The 16,325-nt window shown below is 74.0% G+C and carries 13 protein-coding genes; 9 read left to right on the top strand and 4 right to left on the bottom strand.

What is annotated here, in order from left to right; all coding sequences use genetic code 11:
• The first annotated feature begins 65 nt into the window (after positions 1 to 65).
• A complete protein-coding gene (locus ACFYYR_RS09295) occupies positions 66 to 701 on the top strand; it encodes a TetR family transcriptional regulator (RefSeq protein WP_388849297.1) in 636 nt (211 codons plus the stop codon).
• 217 nt (positions 702 to 918) lie between these two features.
• Here ACFYYR_RS09295 and ACFYYR_RS09290 read toward each other — a convergent pair whose 3' ends face one another.
• Positions 919 to 2,580: an alpha/beta hydrolase gene (locus tag ACFYYR_RS09290; RefSeq protein ID WP_388848930.1), complete on the bottom strand. Its 1,662-nt coding sequence runs from the start codon at positions 2,578 to 2,580 to the stop codon at positions 919 to 921.
• A gap of 267 nt (positions 2,581 to 2,847) precedes the next feature.
• On the opposite strand from ACFYYR_RS09290, the gene ACFYYR_RS09285 reads away from it, so the two are divergent.
• The 6 genes from ACFYYR_RS09285 to ACFYYR_RS09260 all read left to right on the top strand — a co-directional run bounded on the left by ACFYYR_RS09285 (position 2,848) and on the right by ACFYYR_RS09260 (position 11,601).
• Positions 2,848 to 5,097, top strand: coding sequence for a molybdopterin-dependent oxidoreductase (locus tag ACFYYR_RS09285; protein ID WP_388848927.1), 2,250 nt, complete (start codon positions 2,848 to 2,850; stop codon positions 5,095 to 5,097).
• A 168-nt stretch (positions 5,098 to 5,265) separates the two neighbouring features.
• Positions 5,266 to 6,741, top strand: coding sequence for a CitMHS family transporter (locus ACFYYR_RS09280; RefSeq protein WP_388848924.1), 1,476 nt, complete (start codon positions 5,266 to 5,268; stop codon positions 6,739 to 6,741).
• Positions 6,741 to 8,069 carry an MFS transporter gene (locus ACFYYR_RS09275; protein WP_388848920.1) on the top strand — a complete coding sequence of 443 codons (1,329 nt, stop codon included), beginning with the start codon at positions 6,741 to 6,743 and terminating at the stop codon, positions 8,067 to 8,069. Before ACFYYR_RS09280 ends, ACFYYR_RS09275 begins: the two co-directional genes overlap by 1 nt.
• Before the next feature lie 87 nt (positions 8,070 to 8,156).
• The gene (locus ACFYYR_RS09270) at positions 8,157 to 9,575 is read left to right on the top strand and encodes an aldehyde dehydrogenase family protein (RefSeq protein ID WP_388848917.1); all 1,419 of its coding nucleotides are present in this window, start codon (positions 8,157 to 8,159) and stop codon (positions 9,573 to 9,575) included.
• Positions 9,576 to 9,839: 264 nt separating this feature from the next.
• A complete protein-coding gene (locus ACFYYR_RS09265; RefSeq protein WP_388848914.1) occupies positions 9,840 to 10,919 on the top strand; it encodes a Zn-dependent alcohol dehydrogenase in 1,080 nt (359 codons plus the stop codon).
• Positions 10,920 to 10,941: 22 nt separating this feature from the next.
• Positions 10,942 to 11,601, top strand: a complete 660-nt coding sequence (locus ACFYYR_RS09260; protein WP_388848911.1) for a hypothetical protein — start codon at positions 10,942 to 10,944, stop codon at positions 11,599 to 11,601.
• A 14-nt stretch (positions 11,602 to 11,615) separates the two neighbouring features.
• Here ACFYYR_RS09260 and ACFYYR_RS09255 read toward each other — a convergent pair whose 3' ends face one another.
• Complete coding sequence (locus ACFYYR_RS09255) at positions 11,616 to 12,494, bottom strand: alpha/beta fold hydrolase (protein WP_388848908.1); 879 nt, start codon at positions 12,492 to 12,494, stop codon at positions 11,616 to 11,618.
• A gap of 247 nt (positions 12,495 to 12,741) precedes the next feature.
• Positions 12,742 to 13,389 (bottom strand): TetR/AcrR family transcriptional regulator, encoded by a 648-nt coding sequence (locus tag ACFYYR_RS09250; protein WP_388849294.1) that lies wholly within the window; start codon positions 13,387 to 13,389, stop codon positions 12,742 to 12,744.
• A gap of 63 nt (positions 13,390 to 13,452) precedes the next feature.
• Between ACFYYR_RS09250 and ACFYYR_RS09245 the strand changes: the two genes are divergently transcribed.
• Both ACFYYR_RS09245 and ACFYYR_RS09240 read left to right on the top strand, forming a co-directional pair.
• The gene (locus ACFYYR_RS09245) at positions 13,453 to 14,604 is read left to right on the top strand and encodes an acyl-CoA dehydrogenase family protein (protein WP_388848905.1); all 1,152 of its coding nucleotides are present in this window, start codon (positions 13,453 to 13,455) and stop codon (positions 14,602 to 14,604) included.
• 118 nt (positions 14,605 to 14,722) lie between these two features.
• On the top strand, positions 14,723 to 15,337 hold the full coding sequence (locus tag ACFYYR_RS09240) for a TetR/AcrR family transcriptional regulator (RefSeq protein ID WP_388849290.1): 615 nt from the start codon (positions 14,723 to 14,725) through the stop codon (positions 15,335 to 15,337).
• Positions 15,338 to 15,533: 196 nt separating this feature from the next.
• Here the strand turns inward: ACFYYR_RS09240 and ACFYYR_RS09235 are convergent, their stop codons facing one another.
• The gene (locus ACFYYR_RS09235) at positions 15,534 to 16,181 is read right to left on the bottom strand and encodes a TetR/AcrR family transcriptional regulator (protein WP_388848902.1); all 648 of its coding nucleotides are present in this window, start codon (positions 16,179 to 16,181) and stop codon (positions 15,534 to 15,536) included.
• Between the last annotated feature and the right edge of the window lie 144 nt (positions 16,182 to 16,325).

Raw genomic sequence — 16,325 nt, 5'->3', positions numbered from 1 at the left:
CCCTCGGCCGGTCCCACCCTCGTCGGACCACACCCGGTCCCGAGCGCCGGAGAGGGGAAGGCATGATGGACCCCGTGCCCACGTCCAGCGACCAGCAGTCCCGCCCCACCCTGCGCTGCATGCCCGTGCAGCAGCGCAGCGCCGAACGCCTCGCACGGATCCTCGACGCGTGTGCCGAGGTCCTGGACGAGGTCGGCTACGAGGAGCTGACCACCCGCGTCGTGGCGCTCCGCGCCGGGGTCCCGATCGGCTCCGTCTACCGCTTCTTCAGCAACAAGCGCGCACTGGCCGACGCCCTCGCCCACCGCAACCTCGAGGTCTACGTCGCGCGGGTCAACGAGGGGCTCGGCGCGGCCGACCCGCTCGACTGGCGCCGTGCTCTCGATGTGGTCATCGATGTCTATATCGAGATGAGGCGGGACGTAGCGGGTTTCTCGCACATCGACTTCGGGGTGCCGGTGCCGGCCGCCGGAATTCCCGACCCCGCCAACCACCTCGTCGCCGACCGGCTGTGCGACCTGCTCGCGGGCCGGCTGGGCCAAGAGCCCGATGCCGAGCTGCGCCGCACGTTCCTGGTCGCGGTCGAAGCCGCCGACGCGCTGCTGCAACTCGCCTTCCGCACCGATCCGTCCGGTGACCGGGCGATCATCGCCGAGACCAAGGAGCTGGTGCGGGCCTATCTGGCGCGCCTTCTCGACTGAGGAGGGCCGGGCCCGCCCGCACCCGGGCGTGTTCCTCCGGCTCGGCGCCGACGACGCACGAGCCGACGACGCACGAGCCGACGACGGACGAGACGGCGCACGACGACGACGGACGAGACGACGCACGATGGGGCGGGACCCCGCCAGGAGGTCCCGCCCCATCGTCAAGAGGTCATACCGCAAGCGAACCTTGCGGCAAGGCGCCGTGCGGCCGGGCTCAGAAGCGGTCCGGGGCACGCCCCGGGAGCGGAGAGCCGGGGAGCGCGTCCCGCTTCCGGTTCTTCCGTGCCTCCGCGTTCGAGTCGGCCGTCGCCTGGCAGGTCACGTCCTTCGCCGGGAGCTTGCCGGTGAGCAGGTAGCGGTTGACCGTGCCGTCCGTGCACGCGTTGCCGTTCGGGTAGACGCCGTGGCCCTCGCCGCCGAGGACGGTGAGCATTTTCGAGCCCTTCAGGTCGGCGTGCAGGGCCTGAGCGCTGGGCAGCGGGGTCTGGCTGTCCCACTCGTTCTGGACGATCAGGGAGCCGACCCTGTTGTTCACCTCGGTCGCCGGTTCCACGGACTTGCCCCAGAACGCACAGGGCTTGATGCTGGACGCGAAGTCACCGTAGAGCGGGTAGCGGCCCTTGTCCTCGATGGCGTCCCGCCGGTAGCTCTCGGGATCGCGGGACCACGCGGCCGAGTTGTCGCCGCACACCACGGCCCAGAGGCTCGCCGTCATGTTGTCGGACGGCCCCTCGGCGGCATCGGCGGCGGCACCCGCCGTCCCGGTTCCTTCGGACCCGGCGAACACCGCGAGCTTCTTCGCGGAGGCGGGCTTGCCGTCCGCGGCCTTCTTCAGCTCCACGAGCCCCTCGGTGGCCTCCTTCGGGCTGAAGACCGCCCCGCGGAAACCGCTCCGGATGTCGTCACCGGTGGTCGGCTGCCCGTCCACCTCGATGGGCTTCTCGTCGGCCTGCGCGACCAGGTCCCAGAAGGTCCGCTCGACCTTCTTCGGGGTGTCACCGAGGCCGTACTTCCGGGAACGCTCGGCGGCCCACTCGGTCCACCGGTCGAACGCGGGCTCGGCGCCCTCCGCCCACCACTGGATCATCCCCCGCCAGGCGCGCGCCGGGTCGACCGCGCTGTCCAGCACGAACCGGTCGGCCCGGCCCGGGAAGAGCTGGGTGTAGACGGTGCCCAGGTAGGTGCCGTACGAGTAGCCCACGTACGAGATCTTCTTCTCGCCGAGGACCGCCCGGAGGAGATCCATGTCGCGCGCGGTGTTGCGCGTGGTGATGTGCCGGAGTGTGCCGCCCGCCTTCTTCTTGCACTTTTTCGCTGCGCCGCGTGCCCAGGCGACGTCCTTGTCGAACGTCTTCTCCTTGTACGGCCGCAGCCAGTTCTCCTCCTTCGGCTTCAGACCGCAGGAGACCGGGCTGCTGCGTCCCACACCGCGCGGGTCGAAGCCGATGAGGTCGTACTTCTGCCGTGCGGACCGGGGGAGTTCCTCCTGCATGCTCAGCGGCATGAAGAGCCCCGGTCCCCCCGGGCCGCCGGGGTTGGAGAACAGGACACCGTGCCGCTTGCCGGGCGCGGTGCTCTTGATCCGGGATATGGCCAGGTCCATCCGCTTGCCATCAGGAGCCCGGTAGTCCAGCGGGACCTTGATCGTGGCGCACTGGAAGGTCGCCGGAGAGTCGGCACTGCACCGCTTCCACCGAGGCTTCTGCTGCACGTACCGGTCCAGCGCGCCCTTGGCGGCGGACGAGGAGGCGGCGGCGGAGGAGGCGGTCGACGGGGTGGCGGCCGGAGCGGCGGTGGCCGTGGCGGTGGCGAGCGCGGGAGCCAGTGTCGCCGTGACACTCACGGCCACCAGGGGCGCGAGACGTCGTCTGCGCACGATATCGATCCTTCCGGTCGTAAATTTCGGACAGGAGAGATCTTTCAGGGACTGCCCCGCATGCGGATCCCTCGCCGGGGCTGTACCTCCCTCCACCCCGGGAATGACACAACAGGTGTGGGTAGTACCCGAGTTGTAGAGGGCGGGCCACTCTCAGCCACCTGTCACGACGGACGAATCGACGTCCGGGGCTCCCCTCGCATGCGTACCGGTCGGTATGGTCGAGGCGTCGTGCCGCGCCGCCCCAGCCGTGCCCGGGAGGGACCAATGAGCCGTACCGCCCTGCGTATCTGCCCGCTGTGCGAGGCCACCTGCGGCCTCACCCTCACCCTCGAAGGGGACAGGGTCACCGGGGCCCGCGGTGACCGCGACGACGTGTTCAGCTCCGGCTTCATCTGCCCCAAGGGAGCCGCCTTCGGCGAGCTCGACGGCGACCCGGACCGCCTGGCCCGGCCGCTCGTACGGCGTGACGGCGAGCTCCGGGAGACGAGTTGGGAGGAGGCGTTCGACGCGGTCGCGGAGGGGCTGCGGCCGGTGATCGAGGAACACGGCCCCGACGCCGTCGCCGTCGTCCTCGGCAACCCGAACGTCCACACCATGGCCGGTGCGCTCTACCCGCCCCTGCTGCTCGGCGCCCTGCGCACCCGCAACCTCTACACCGCCGGCACCGTCGACCAGATGCCCAAGCACGTCTCCTCCGGGCTGCTCTTCGGCGACCCGTTCGCCATACCCGTACCGGACCTCGACCGCACCGCCCACCTGCTGCTCATCGGGGCCAACCCCCTCGATTCCAACGGCAGTCTGTGCACCGCCCCCGACTTCCCCGGCCGGCTCAAGGCGCTGCGCCGCCGCGGCGGCACGCTCACCGTCATCGACCCGCGCCGCACCCGCACCGCCAGGCTCGCCGACCGGCATGTGGCCATCCGCCCCGGCGCCGACGCGCTGCTCCTCGCCGCGCTCGTCCAGGTGCTGTTCGCCGAGGACCTGACCGACCTCGGCGCGCTCGCGGACCACGTCGAGGGAGTGGCCGAAGTCCGCTCCCGGACCGCCGACTTCACGCCGGAGGCGGTCGCGGGGGCGTGCGACGTCCCCGCCGCGGAGATCCGGGCCATCGCCCGGGAGCTGGCCGCCGCCCCCACCGCGGCCGTCTACGGGCGGGTCGGCAGCTCGACCGTGGAGTTCGGCACCCTCGCCAACTGGCTGGTCGACGTGCTCAACACCCTGACCGGGAACCTCGACCGGCCCGGCGGCGCGATGTTCCCGCTCGCCGCCACGGCCCGCGCGCCCCGGCCCGCCGGCCCCGGCAAGGGCTTCGACCTCGGGCGCCGGCACAGCCGGGTCAGCGGCCATCCGGAGGTCAAGGGCGAATTCCCGCTCGCCGCCCTGGCCGAGGAGATCGACACCCCCGGGGACGGGCGGGTCCGCGCCGTGCTCGGCGTCGCCGCCAACCCCGTGCTGTCCGCGCCCGACGGCGACCGCCTCGACCGGGCCCTGGCCGGCCTGGACTTCATGGTCGCCGTCGACCCGTACCTGAACGAGACCGCCCGGCACGCCCGGGTGGTGCTGCCCCCGCCGAGGCCCGCGCACAGCGCCCACCACGACTTCGCGTTGAACGGGTTCGCCGTCCGCAACCAGGTCCGCTACACCCGCGAGGCGCTGCCGCTCCCCGACGGCCGCCCCGACGAGTGCGAGATCCTCGCCCGGCTGGTGCTGTGCGTCAGCGGGACGCACGGGGCCGACCCGGCGGCCGTCGACGCCCTGGCCATCGACACCGCCCTCGCCAAGGCCGTCGCCGACCCGCACTCACCCGTCCACGGCCGCGACCCGGCCGACCTGGCCGGGCAGCTCCACGGCCGCACCGGCGCCGAACGGCGGCTGGACCTGATGCTCCGTCTCGGCCCGTACGGCGACGGGTTCGGTGCGCCGGGCGCCGCCGGGCCGGAGCAGGCGCCCGGCGGCCTCGGCCTGGAGGTGCTCCTCGCCCATCCGCACGGCATCGACCTCGGCCCGCTCGCGCCGCGCCTCCCGGGACTCCTGCGGACCCGCAGCGGGAAGGTCGAGCTGTGCCCGGAGCAGGTCGCCGCCGACCTGCCCCGGCTCCGCCGCGCCCTGACCGGCCGCCCCGCCGGACTCGTCCTCGTCGGCCGCCGCCATCTGCGGTCCAACAACAGCTGGATGCACAACCTGCCCGCGCTCGCCGGCGGCAGCAACCGCTGCACCCTCCAGGTGCACCCGGAGGACGCCGCCCGGCTCGGTCTGACCCACGGCGCGGAGGCCGACGTGACGGCGGACGGCGGCGGGCTCCGGGTGCCCGTCGAGGTGACCGACGCCGTCCGTGCCGGAGTCGTCAGCCTGCCGCACGGCTGGGGCCACCACCGTCCCGGCACCCGGCTCCGCGTCGCCTCGGCCGACGCCGGAGCCAATGTGAACCAGCTCCTCGACGGCAGCCTGCTCGACCCGCTCTCCGGCACCGCCGTCCTCAACGGCTTCCCGGTGCAGGTGGCCCCTGTGCGCTGAACCTCCACGGGCACCGCGTTGACCTGGTCTTTTGCGCTTATTGCTCACGCGTCAAGGTCTTGTTCACGCGGAGTTCGGCCCCCTACGGTCGTCCGGACCGCCACCGGCGGCTGCCGGGACTTGCTCGCCCCCGGCGGAGTTCAAGGGCGAACGATTGGTGTCCACCCCATGCTGACCCTCCTCGGATTCGTCATGATCGCGGCGTTCCTCACGCTGATCATGACCAAGAAGATGTCCCCGATGGCAGCGCTGGTCCTCATTCCGGCGCTGTTCTGCGTCCTCGTCGGGCAGGGCGCCCATCTCGGGGACTACGTGCTCAAGGGCATCGGCGACCTCGCGCCCACGGCCGCGATGCTGATGTTCGCCATCGTCTACTTCGGCGTGATGATCGACGTCGGGCTGTTCGACCCCGTCGTCCGGGTCATCCTGCGGTTCTGCAAGGCCGATCCGATGCGGATCGTCGTCGGCACCGCCGTGCTCGCCGCGGTCGTCTCGCTGGACGGCGACGGCTCCACCACCTTCATGATCACGGTGTCGGCGATGCTGCCGCTCTACCGGCGGCTGAAGATGAGCCTCGTCGTGATGACCGGCGTCGCCGCGACCGCGAACGGCGTCATGAACACCGTGCCGTGGGGCGGCCCCACCGCCCGCGCCGCCACCGCGCTCAAGCTGGACGCCGGCGACATCTTCGTCCCGATGATCCCCGCCCTCGGCGTGGGGCTGGTCTGCGTGTTCGTGCTCGCCTACGTCCTCGGCCTGCGCGAGCGGAAGCGCCTCGGCCTGCTCACCCTCGACGGGCCGGCCGAGGACGCGCCCGGCCGGGTGACCGAGCAGGCCGCCGAGCAGGAGACGGAGGAGCGGGGCGAGCCCGTGCTCGTCGGAGCCGGAGCCGGTACCGGTGCCGCCGCAGGAGGGGACGGCGCCGGGGTGCCCGCGCAGCACGGAACCGGCGGAGCCGGGACGGCCGGCGGCACCGGCGCCGACCGCGACGACGCCCCCACGGACGCCGTCCTCGACCCGCACCGCGCCACGCTCCGCCCCAAGCTCTACTGGTTCAACGCCGCCCTGACGGTCGCCCTGCTGGCCCTGCTCATCCTGCAGACGCTGCCCATCCCGGTGCTCTTCCTGCTGGGCGCGGCCATCGCGCTGACCGTCAACTTCCCCCACATGCCCGACCAGAAGGCCCGGGTCGCCGCCCACGCGGAGAACGTCCTCAACGTCTCCGGCATGGTCTTCGCCGCCGCCGTGTTCACCGGCGTCCTCACCGGCACCGGCATGGTCGAGCACATGGCCCGGTACGTCGTCGACGCCGTCCCCGACGGCATGGGGCCGCACATGGGTCTGGTCACCGGCCTGTTGAGCATCCCGTTCACCTACTTCATGTCCAACGACGGCTTCTACTTCGGCATCGTGCCGATCCTCGCCGAGGCCGGCGCCGCCCACGGCGTGGCCCCCGTCGAGATCGCCCGCGCCTCGCTCGTCGGCCAGGCCCTCCACATGTCCAGCCCGCTCGTCCCGGCCGTCTACGTCCTGGTCGGCATGGCCAAGGTGGAGTTCGGCGACCACACCCGGTTCACCGTGAAGTGGGCGGCGCTCACCTCGCTGGTGGTCCTGGCCGCCGGACTGCTCTTCGGCATCATCTGATGGCACTCCCGGATACGGGGCCCGGCAGGGGCTGGCTGCTGCGCCTGGTCATCGCCTTCTCCTTCGCGCAGGGGGCGGTGTCCATGGCGCGGCCCGCCGTCTCCTACCGGGCCCTCGCACTGGGCGCCGACGCCCGCGCCGTCGGCGTCATCGCCGGGGTCTACGCCCTGCTGCCGCTGTTCGCCGCGGTCCCGCTGGGGCGCAGGACCGACCACGGCCGCTGCGCCCCGCTGCTGCCCGCCGGCGTCGCGCTCATCGCGGCGGGCTGCGCGCTCAGCGGCACCGCCGGGTCGCTGGCCGCCGTGGCCGCCTGGAGCGGGGTGATGGGGCTGGGCCACCTCTGCTTCGTCATCGGCGCCCAGAGCATCGTGGCCCGGCAGAGCGGGCCGGCCGAACAGGACCGGAACTTCGGGCACTTCACCATCGGCGCCTCGTTCGGCCAGCTCGTCGGCCCGGTCGCGGCGGGCTTCCTGGTCTCCGAGCAGAGCGGGCGGATGGGACCCACCAGTGCCACGGCCCTGCTGGTCGCCGCCGCGGTCGCCGGGGTCTCCGTCACCTCGCTCTGGCGGATCGAACACCGCACCGGGCGCCGGGGCCGGACGCCCGGCGAAGCCGCCGCCGCCCGGGTGCCCGTCCACCGCATCCTGCGCACCCGCGGTGTCCCCGCCGGGATCTTCACCAGCCTCGCCGTGCTCTCCGCGACCGACATCCTCACCGCCTACCTCCCCGTCATCGGCGAACACCGGGGCATCGCACCGGCCACCATCGGAGTGCTGCTCAGCCTGCGCGCCGCGGCGACGATCGCCTGCCGCCTCGTCATGACCCCGATGATCCGGCTCGTCGGCCGGACCGCCCTGCTCGCCGGGAGCTGCCTGCTGGCCGCGCTGCTCTGCGGCAGCATCGCCGTGCCGCTGCCCGTACCGGTCCTGGCGGGGGTGCTGGCCGCCCTCGGCTTCTGTCTCGGCGTCGGGCAGCCGCTGTCGATGACCACGGTGGTCCAGGCCGCTCCCGCCGGATCCCGCTCCACCGCGCTCGCGCTCCGGCTGACCGGCAACCGGCTGGGGCAGGTCGCCGCGCCCGCCGGGGCGGGACTGCTGGCCGGAATCGCCGGTACGGCCGCCCCGTTCGTCACCCTCGGCCTGCTGCTCCTCGTCTCGGCGGCGGCCGCGGCGCGCCCGGGCGGCCCGGCACCGCCGCCTCCCGCGCCGGACGCGGACCCGGGCCCGCAGCGGGAACCGGCCGGCCGGACCGCGCCCGGCCCCGGGCGGGAGGCCGCGTCCCGGGGCGAGCCCCGGCCGGGGTCCGCGGGGTCCGACCGGACGGTGTGAGGGCCGCGCCCGGATCACCCTGGCGCAAGAAAACTACCGCCGCTAGTTTGGTCCGTACGCACATGTCCCGCCCCGGAAGGACGCAGTATGAAGGCCCATGACGGGATGTACCTCGACGGCGACTGGCGGCCCTCCGCCGGCACCGGGACGATCGAGGTGGTGAACCCGGCCGACGAGCAGGTCATCGGGGCGGTCCCGGCCGGGACCCCCGCCGACGTCGACGCCGCCGTACGCGCCGCCCGTGCCGCGTTCCCCGGCTGGGCCGCCACCCCGCCCGCCGAGCGGGCGGCCCGGCTCACCGCCCTGCGCGACGCCCTCGCCGCCCGCCGGGACGAGATCGCCGACACCGTCACCGCCGAACTGGGCGCACCGCTGGGCTTCTCCCGCGCCGTCCACGCCGACCTGCCCATCGCGGTCGCCGGCAGCTACGCCGAGCTCGCCGCCTCGTACGCCTTCGAGGAGAAGGTGGGCAACTCCACCGTGCTGCACGAGCCGGTGGGCGTCGTCGGCGCGATCACCCCGTGGAACTACCCGCTGCACCAGATCGTCGCCAAGGTCGCCCCGGCCCTCGCCGCGGGCTGCACCGTGGTGCTCAAGCCCGCCGAGGACACCCCGCTGGTCGCCCGGCTCTTCGCCGCGGCCGTGCACGAAGCGGGCCTGCCCGCCGGGGTGTTCAACCTGGTCACCGGGGCCGGCCCGGTCGCGGGGCAGGCCCTGGCCGCGCACGAGGACGTCGACCTGGTCTCCTTCACCGGCTCCACCGCCGTCGGCCGGAGGATCGGCGCGGCGGCCGGCGGCGCCGTCAAGCGGGTCGCCCTGGAACTCGGCGGCAAGTCCGCCAACGTCATCCTGCCCGGCGCCGACCTCACCCGGGCCGTCAAGGTCGGCGTGGCCAACGTCTTCGCCAACTCCGGCCAGACGTGCAGCGCGTGGACCCGGATCCTGGTGGACGCCGAGCGCTACGACGAGGCGGTCGAGCTCGCCGCGGCCGCCGCCGCGAAGTACGTCCCCGGCGACCCGCGGGACGAGACCTCCCGGCTCGGCCCGGTCGTCAACGCCCGGCAGCGCGACCGCGTCCGCGGGTACATCGAGCGGGGCGTGGCGGAGGGGGCGCGCATCGTCGCCGGCGGCCCGGACGCCCCCGAGGGCAGGGAGACCGGCTACTACGTCCGGCCGACCGTCTTCGCGGACGTCACCCCCGAGATGACCATCGCGCAGGAGGAGATCTTCGGCCCGGTCGTGGCGGTCCTGAAGTACCGGGACGAGGACGACGCCCTGCGGATCGCCAACGGCACGGTGTACGGGCTCGCGGGCGCGGTCTGGTCGGACGACGAGGAGGCGGCCGTCGCGTTCGCCCGCCGGCTCGACACCGGACAGGTCGACATCAACGGCGGCCGCTTCAACCCGCTGGCGCCGTTCGGCGGCTACAAGCAGTCCGGAGTGGGCCGGGAGCTGGGCGTGCACGGCCTCGCGGAGTACCTGCACACCAAGTCACTGCAGTTCTGACGCGGGACCGGCCCCGGACCGGCCTGACCGGAACCGGCTCGGCCCGACCCCGCCCGACCCGAATCGACCTGATGCGGCCCGGCCCGCTCCGGCCCGTTGCGCCGCCCCGGCCCGCCCCCGTTCCCGTTGAGGGGGCCCGGGACCGGGGCGCCGTGACGGGCCCTTCGCCCCCGGGAGCCGTCCACGCCCCGCCCGGGGGAGCAGCCTCCCGCCCCTGTCCCGCGCCCCGTCTCCCGCCCTCACCCGCCGCCCGAAGGAGAACCCGTGGTCCGCGCCGCCATCCTGCCCGCCGTCGACGCACCGCTCGTCGTCGAGGAGATCGAGCTGCCCCCGCCCGGCCCTTGCCGCGTACGGGTGCGGCTCGCGGCGGCCGGAGTGTGCCACTCCGACCTGTCGCTCTCCAACGGCACGCTGCGCCAGCCCGTCCCCGCCGTCCTCGGCCACGAGGGCGCGGGCACGGTCGTCGCCGTCGGCGAGGGCGTCACCACCGTCGCCCCCGGTGACCGGGTGGTCCTCAACTGGGCGCCCTCCTGCGGCGACTGCCACTACTGCGGCCTCGACGAGCCCTGGCTGTGCGCCAACGCCCTGGCCGGCGCCGGGGAGCCGTACGCCCGCACCGCCGACGGCCGAGCACTCCACCCGGGCCTGGGCACCGCCGCCTTCGCCGAGGAGACGGTCGTCCCGGCCTCCGCCGTGCTGCCGCTGCCGGACGGCGTCCCGCTCACCGAGGCGGCGCTGCTCGGCTGCGCCGTCCTCACCGGCTACGGCGCCGTTCACCATGCGGCGGTGGTCCGCGAGGGCGAGTCGGTCGTGGTCCTCGGCGTCGGGGGAGTGGGCCTGTCCGTCATCCAGGCGGCCCGGATCGCGGGGGCGGGAGCCGTCATCGCCGTGGACGTCTCCCCGGAGAAGGAGGAGCTCGCCCGGCAGGCAGGCGCCACCGACTTCCTGGTGTCGGCACCCGACACGGCCAAACGGATCCGCGGACTCACCGGACGGCACGGCGCCGACGTCGCCGTCGAGTGCGTGGGCCGGGCCGAGACGATCCGCACCGCCTGGGACTCGACCCGGCGCGGGGGCAGGACCACGGTGGTCGGCATCGGCGGCAAGGACCAGCTGGTCTCCTTCTCCGCCCTGGAGATCTTCCACTTCGGCCGCACCCTCTCGGGCTGCGTCTACGGCAACTGCGACCCGGCCCGCGACCTCCCCGTACTCGCCGAGCACATCCGGGCGGGCCGCCTCGATCTGAGCACCATGGTCACCGACCGGATCGCCCTCGACGGCATCCCCGCCGCCTTCGACACCATGCTCGCCGGCCGCGGCGGGCGCACACTGGTGGTCTTCTGACCCGACAGGAAGAGGCGAACCCATGACATCGGCGGACCAGGGGCCGCGGCTGCGCGCGGTCACCGACCTCGCTCCGGCTCGCTGGATCGAGTCGCGGACCGGCGACTTCCACACCGGAGTCCATGCGCTGCTGCCGTCCGGATTCGCCGCGTACGCACGGGTGTTGCATCCCGTCGAGGCGTCCGGCGGCACGTTCCTGCGGTGGGCCGAGGTCGCCGAACGGGCCGGCCGTCCCCTGCACTCCCGCGTCCGGTTCACGGACATCGCCCCCGGCGCCGGGGACGCGGAGCCGTGGCAGGGGTCGTTCGAGGCCGAACTCCTGCCCGACCTGTGCGAGGTGCTGGCCGCCCACACCACCACACCGGAATCCTGCTACCTGGGGCTCTGGGACGGCTGGGGCTGGCTCACCGCCGACGGCCCCCGGGTGCACCTCAGCGGGCGCGCCTACCTGCTGTACGAGGGCCCGGTCGAGGCCGCGACGGATCTGGGGGACCGCGGGGCGGGCTGCTTCCTGCCGCAGTCGCCGAACCTGTGGTGGCCGCGCGACCGGGCGTGGTGCGTCGCCACCGACGTCGACCTCGACTCCACCTATATCGGCGGACCGGCTCCGCTGATCGAGGAGTTGACCGGCAGCTCGCGCCTGGAGGCGGTGCGAGCGGAGCTGTCCGACCCGCTGAGCTGACGCCGGGGCGCTCGCTACCGGGCGCCGCCGGCGGCCTCGTCGAGCAGCGCGGCGAGGACCGGCTCGGCGTGTGTCCACAGCAGCGCGCCGCCCGCCCCGGGAACGACCCGGCGACGGGCGCCGGGGATACGGGCGGCCAGCCGTGCCCCGGCGTCGGGGGAGTGGCCGGTGTCCCGCTCGCCGTACCAGATGTCGACCGGGACGGAGATCCCGTCGAGGGCGAACGGCCAGCGCCCCATGGCCAGGACCGTGTCCCGGGCGTAGCCCGCCCCACCCTGTGCGAAGCCCTCGTCCAGGGCCCGGCGGTAGGTCACGGCGAAGCCGGGATCCCGGTACACGGCGAGGTCGCACTCCGGACTCCCGGCCATGACCATGTCCCACATCGTCTCCGCGCCGAACCCCGTGAAGAACGCCTCGGCGCCGGCCGGGTCGCACGCGACCCGCTCCACGAGGCCCCGCAGTTCCGCCGGCAGCACCGGGGCGAACTCCGGTGCGGCGACCTCGTCCGCGCCGGAGACGACGGCCAGCGCGGACACGACGCCAGCCGCGGCACAGGCGAGAGCGAACGGCGCGCCCTGCGAGTTCCCGACGACTGCCGGACGCCCCAGCCCCCGCAGCACGGAGAGTTGCCGCAGGTCGGCGGCGAAGTCGGCGAAGGTCCGGCCGGGCGCGGGGGTCGACGCGCCGAGCCCCGGGCGGTCCACCGAGACCAGACGCGCGCCCGGCGACTCGGCGGCGCCCGCGCCGAGCCCGAGCCACCGGCTCGTCGCCGCCCCCGGACACAGCACCACGGGCGTCCCGTCCTCCGGCCCCCACTCGGCCCAGCCGAGCATCCGTCCGTCGGGCAGCCGGCTCCGACCGAGTCGGGCGGGATCATCGGCGTACGCAGTCATGATCGCCAGCATGGCCGGATCCGGGGCGGCTGCGCACCGGAATATCGCCCGGCTCCGATCACCGTCGCGTAGCGGTGAGTTCGCCATGGCGCGACCGCGATCCGCCACCGGTGCTCTGCGGAGACGGGGCAGCCGCGGTGCCCGTACGGCTGCCGCTTCCCGTGCCCGGCCTCGGATCGCCCGGCCTCGGACCGGTCCGGCCTCAGGCCAACTCGCCCTCGGCCCGTCCGGCCTCAGACCGCCGCCCTCAGGCCGGCCGCACCTGCTCGAACTGCAGCGCCAGCCCGTCCACCAGCGCTGTCAGCCCCGCGTCGAAGGCTCCCTCGTCCACCTGCTGCTGATGCTCCGCCAGCAGATGGGCCTGACCGAGGTGCGGATAGTCGGCAGGATCGTAGGCCGCGGCGTCGTCCACGAAGCCGCGGGCGAACGAACCGAGCGCCGAGCCCGCCACGAAGTACCGCATCAGCGCCCCGATCCGGGTCGCCTGGGCGGGCGGCCAGCCCGCGCCGACCATCGCGCCGAACACCGCGTCCGCCATGCGCAGTCCGGCCGGCCGGCGGCCGGGGCCCCGCGCGAGGAACGGCACGATATTGGGGTGCGCGGTGAGTGCGGACCGGTAGGAGCGCCCCCAGGCCAGCAGCGCGCTCCGCCAGTCCGTGCCGTCGTCGAACATCGACAGGTCGACCTGCCCGACGACCCGGTCCGCGACCGCGTCCAGGATCTCGTCCTTGACCGCGAAGTGGTTGTACAAGGACGGGCCGCTGACCCCGAGTTCCGCCGCCAGCCGCCGCGTCGACACCGCCTGCAGCCCCTCCGCGTCGACCAGCGCGAGCGCGGTGGTGACGATGCGGTCGCGGCTGAGCAGGGGCTTGCGGGGACGTGCCATGCGGCACATAGTAGAGGCGGCCATAAACTAGCACTGCTAATTAAGAGCTGCTCATCAACGGGAGGGTCCCGCGTGAACCTGGAGCTGTCCGAGGAGCAGGCCGCCGTCCGCCGGCTCGCCCGGGACTTCGTCGACCGCGAGATCATCCCGAACGCCGCCGCCTGGGACCGGGCGGAGAGCGTCGACCGCGGCATCGTGCGGCAGCTCGGCCGGCTGGGTTTCCTCGGGCTCACGATCCCCGAGGAGTACGGCGGCTCGGGCGGTGACCACCTGGCGTACGCCCTGGTCACCGAGGAGCTGGGCCGGGGCGACTCCGCGGTCCGCGGCATCCTCTCCGTCTCACTCGGCCTGGTGGCGAAGTCGGTCGCGGCCTGGGGGAGCGAGGAGCAGAAGCGGGAGTGGCTGCCCCGGCTCTGCTCCGGTGCGGCCCTCGGCTGCTTCGGCCTGACCGAGCCGGGGACCGGCTCCGACGCCGCCGCCCTCACCACCCGCGCGGTCCGCGACGGCGACGGCTATGTGATCGACGGCGGCAAGACGTTCATCACCAACGGCACCTGGGCGGACGTCGTGCTGCTCTTCGCCCGCACCGGCGAGGACCCCGGGCACCGGGGGATCAGCGCGTTCCTCGTCCCGGCCGGCACCCCCGGGCTCACCCGCCGGGAGATCCACGGCAAGCTCGGACTGCGCGGCCAGGCCACCGCGGAGCTGGTCCTCGACGGGGTCCGGGTGCCCGCCTCGGCCATGATCGGCCCCGCGGGCAAGGGCTTCGCGGTCGCCATGTCGGCGCTGGCCAAGGGCCGGATGTCGGTCGCGGCGGGCTGCGTCGGACTCGCCCAGGCGTGCCTGGACGCCGCCGTGGGATACGCGGGCGAGCGCGAACAGTTCGGCACCCCGATCGCGGGCCACCAGCTCGTCCAGGAGCTCATCTCCGACATCGCGGTGGACGTCGACGCGGCCCGCCTGCTGACCTGGCGGGTCGCGGACCACATCGACCGGGGGCTGCCGTTCGCCACCGAGTCCTCCGTCGCCAAGCTGTACGCGAGCGAGGCGGCGGTGCGCTGCGCCAACAACGCGCTCCAGGTCTTCGGCGGCTACGGCTACATCGACGAGTACCCGGTCGGCAAGCTGCTGCGCGACGCCCGGGTGATGACCCTCTACGAGGGCACCAGCCAGATCCAGAAGCTCCTCATCGGCCGCGCCCTCACCGGCGTCGGGGCCTTCTGACCGGGGGCGGGGCGCCGGCACCGGCCACACCCTAAGCGCTTGCTCACCTTCGGGGTATGGTGTACGTCCTGTCAGCGGACGGACCGCCGAAGGACGGGAGAAACGGGGCGTGGGTGCCATGGGCGGCGAGGAGCAGCAGACCGGGGCCTGGGCGGACATCAGCCCCGACGCGGCCAGGCGGCTGGTGATCGCCGCCGTCGAGGCCTTCGCCGAACGCGGCTACCACGCCACCACCACCCGCGACATCGCGGGCCGCGCCGGGATGAGCCCCGCCGCCCTCTACATCCACTACAAGACCAAGGAAGAGCTGCTCTTCCAGATCAGCCGGGTCGGCCACCAGCTCTCGCTGCGCATCCTCCGGGACGCGGCGGAGAGCGCGGGCGCCCCGGCCGACCGGCTGGCCCGGGCCGTCCGCGCCTTCGTCCGCTGGCACGCCGAGCACCACACGACGGCCCGCGTGGTGCAGTACGAGCTGGGCGCGCTCTCCGAGGAGCACTACACCGAGGTCGTCGCCCTGCGGCGGCGCACCGACGGCGCGGTGCGCTCCATCATCGAGGCCGGGGTGGACAGCGGCGACTTCGACGTCCCCGACGTGCCGGGCACCACCCTCGCCGTCCTGTCGCTCTGCATCGACGTGGCCCGCTGGTTCAACACCGAGGGCCGCCGCACCCCCGACGAGGTCGGCGACCTGTACGCGGCGCTGGTGCTGCGCATGGTGGGGGCGAGCGGGTAGCAGGCTCACCTGTAGCTCGGACCACTCGCGGCCCGGACCCACCCGTGGCCCGGGCCCACCCGTGGCCCGGGCCCACTCGCACCCCGGCCCCCCCGCCCCGTAGCCGCCGACATCGGCTCACCCGCGGACGGGACCGTCTCGGCTGCCGGTACGTACCCGGGCGGCGCGCGGTGCGACGGCCGTGCGGACAGGGCCGTCAGACGCCGCCTGCCGGCGAAGGCTCGGCGAAGGCGCCGGCGCCCGCGGCGAGGGCGGCGGTCCGGGCCGCCTGGCCCGGCAAGTGCGGGTCGGGCGGCGTCCGGAGGAGCACCAGCTGGTGGTACAGCGGCGCGGTGGCGGCGATGAGCAGGCGCCGGGCGTCGGTGTGCGGCGGGAGTTCGCCGCGCTCTACGGCGCGGTCGACGGTGACCTCGCAGCGGGTGTACCGGTCCTCCCAGAGCCGCTGTTGGGCCTGGGCGGCTTCCTCGGAGCGGAACGAGGCGGCGATCAGCGCGGCGACGATCGGCGGCTGCGCGGTCAGGGCTGTGTGGATCTCCTGGTTGAGCGCTGTCAGGTCGCCCTCCAGCGAGCCGGTGTCCGGCGGCTGCCAGTCGTCGTCGCTCGCCGCGTCGAGAACGTCGGCGAGCAGGCCGCCGACGTCCCTCCAGCGCCGGTACACCGTGGTCCGGTGCACACCCGCGCGGGCGGCCACGGCTTCCACGGTGAGCCCGTCGAAGCCGTGTTCGCCGAGCTCCGCGAGGACCGCGTCGAGTACCTGCGTGCGGATGCGGGCGGTGCGGCCGCCGGGCCGGCGTCGGGCCGGCGGCGGCCGGGTGCCTTCCGGTTCCGGGGCTTCGGGAGTCATCGCTGGAAATCCGATTGCTCAGGGGACGGCGTTGTGGCAGCATCTTAACGCATCAGTTGTCGCACTAGTGGAGTGATCGATGCTCATTCGAAGCGTTCGCCCGACCATCCGGCCCTCGACGGCCGCCTCGTCCCCGAATGCTTC

This window comes from Streptomyces sp. NPDC001922 (assembly GCF_042891165.1).
Classification (GTDB): Bacteria; Actinomycetota; Actinomycetes; order Streptomycetales; family Streptomycetaceae; genus Streptomyces.
The sequence above is the reverse complement of the archived record's forward strand: the minus strand, read 5'-3'. Positions and strand labels throughout refer to the sequence as shown.

Coding starts and splice junctions, on each gene's coding strand:
- ACFYYR_RS09255 (WP_388848908.1), bottom strand. CDS start 12,494: ATGACTGCGTACGCCGATGATCCCGCCCGACTCGGTCGGAGCCGGCTG.
- ACFYYR_RS09270 (WP_388848917.1), top strand. CDS start 8,157: ATGAAGGCCCATGACGGGATGTACCTCGACGGCGACTGGCGGCCCTCC.
- ACFYYR_RS09260 (WP_388848911.1), top strand. CDS start 10,942: ATGACATCGGCGGACCAGGGGCCGCGGCTGCGCGCGGTCACCGACCTC.
- ACFYYR_RS09235 (WP_388848902.1), bottom strand. CDS start 16,181: ATGACTCCCGAAGCCCCGGAACCGGAAGGCACCCGGCCGCCGCCGGCC.
- ACFYYR_RS09285 (WP_388848927.1), top strand. CDS start 2,848: ATGAGCCGTACCGCCCTGCGTATCTGCCCGCTGTGCGAGGCCACCTGC.
- ACFYYR_RS09295 (WP_388849297.1), top strand. CDS start 66: ATGGACCCCGTGCCCACGTCCAGCGACCAGCAGTCCCGCCCCACCCTG.
- ACFYYR_RS09240 (WP_388849290.1), top strand. CDS start 14,723: ATGGGCGGCGAGGAGCAGCAGACCGGGGCCTGGGCGGACATCAGCCCC.
- ACFYYR_RS09280 (WP_388848924.1), top strand. CDS start 5,266: ATGCTGACCCTCCTCGGATTCGTCATGATCGCGGCGTTCCTCACGCTG.
- ACFYYR_RS09250 (WP_388849294.1), bottom strand. CDS start 13,389: ATGTGCCGCATGGCACGTCCCCGCAAGCCCCTGCTCAGCCGCGACCGC.
- ACFYYR_RS09275 (WP_388848920.1), top strand. CDS start 6,741: ATGGCACTCCCGGATACGGGGCCCGGCAGGGGCTGGCTGCTGCGCCTG.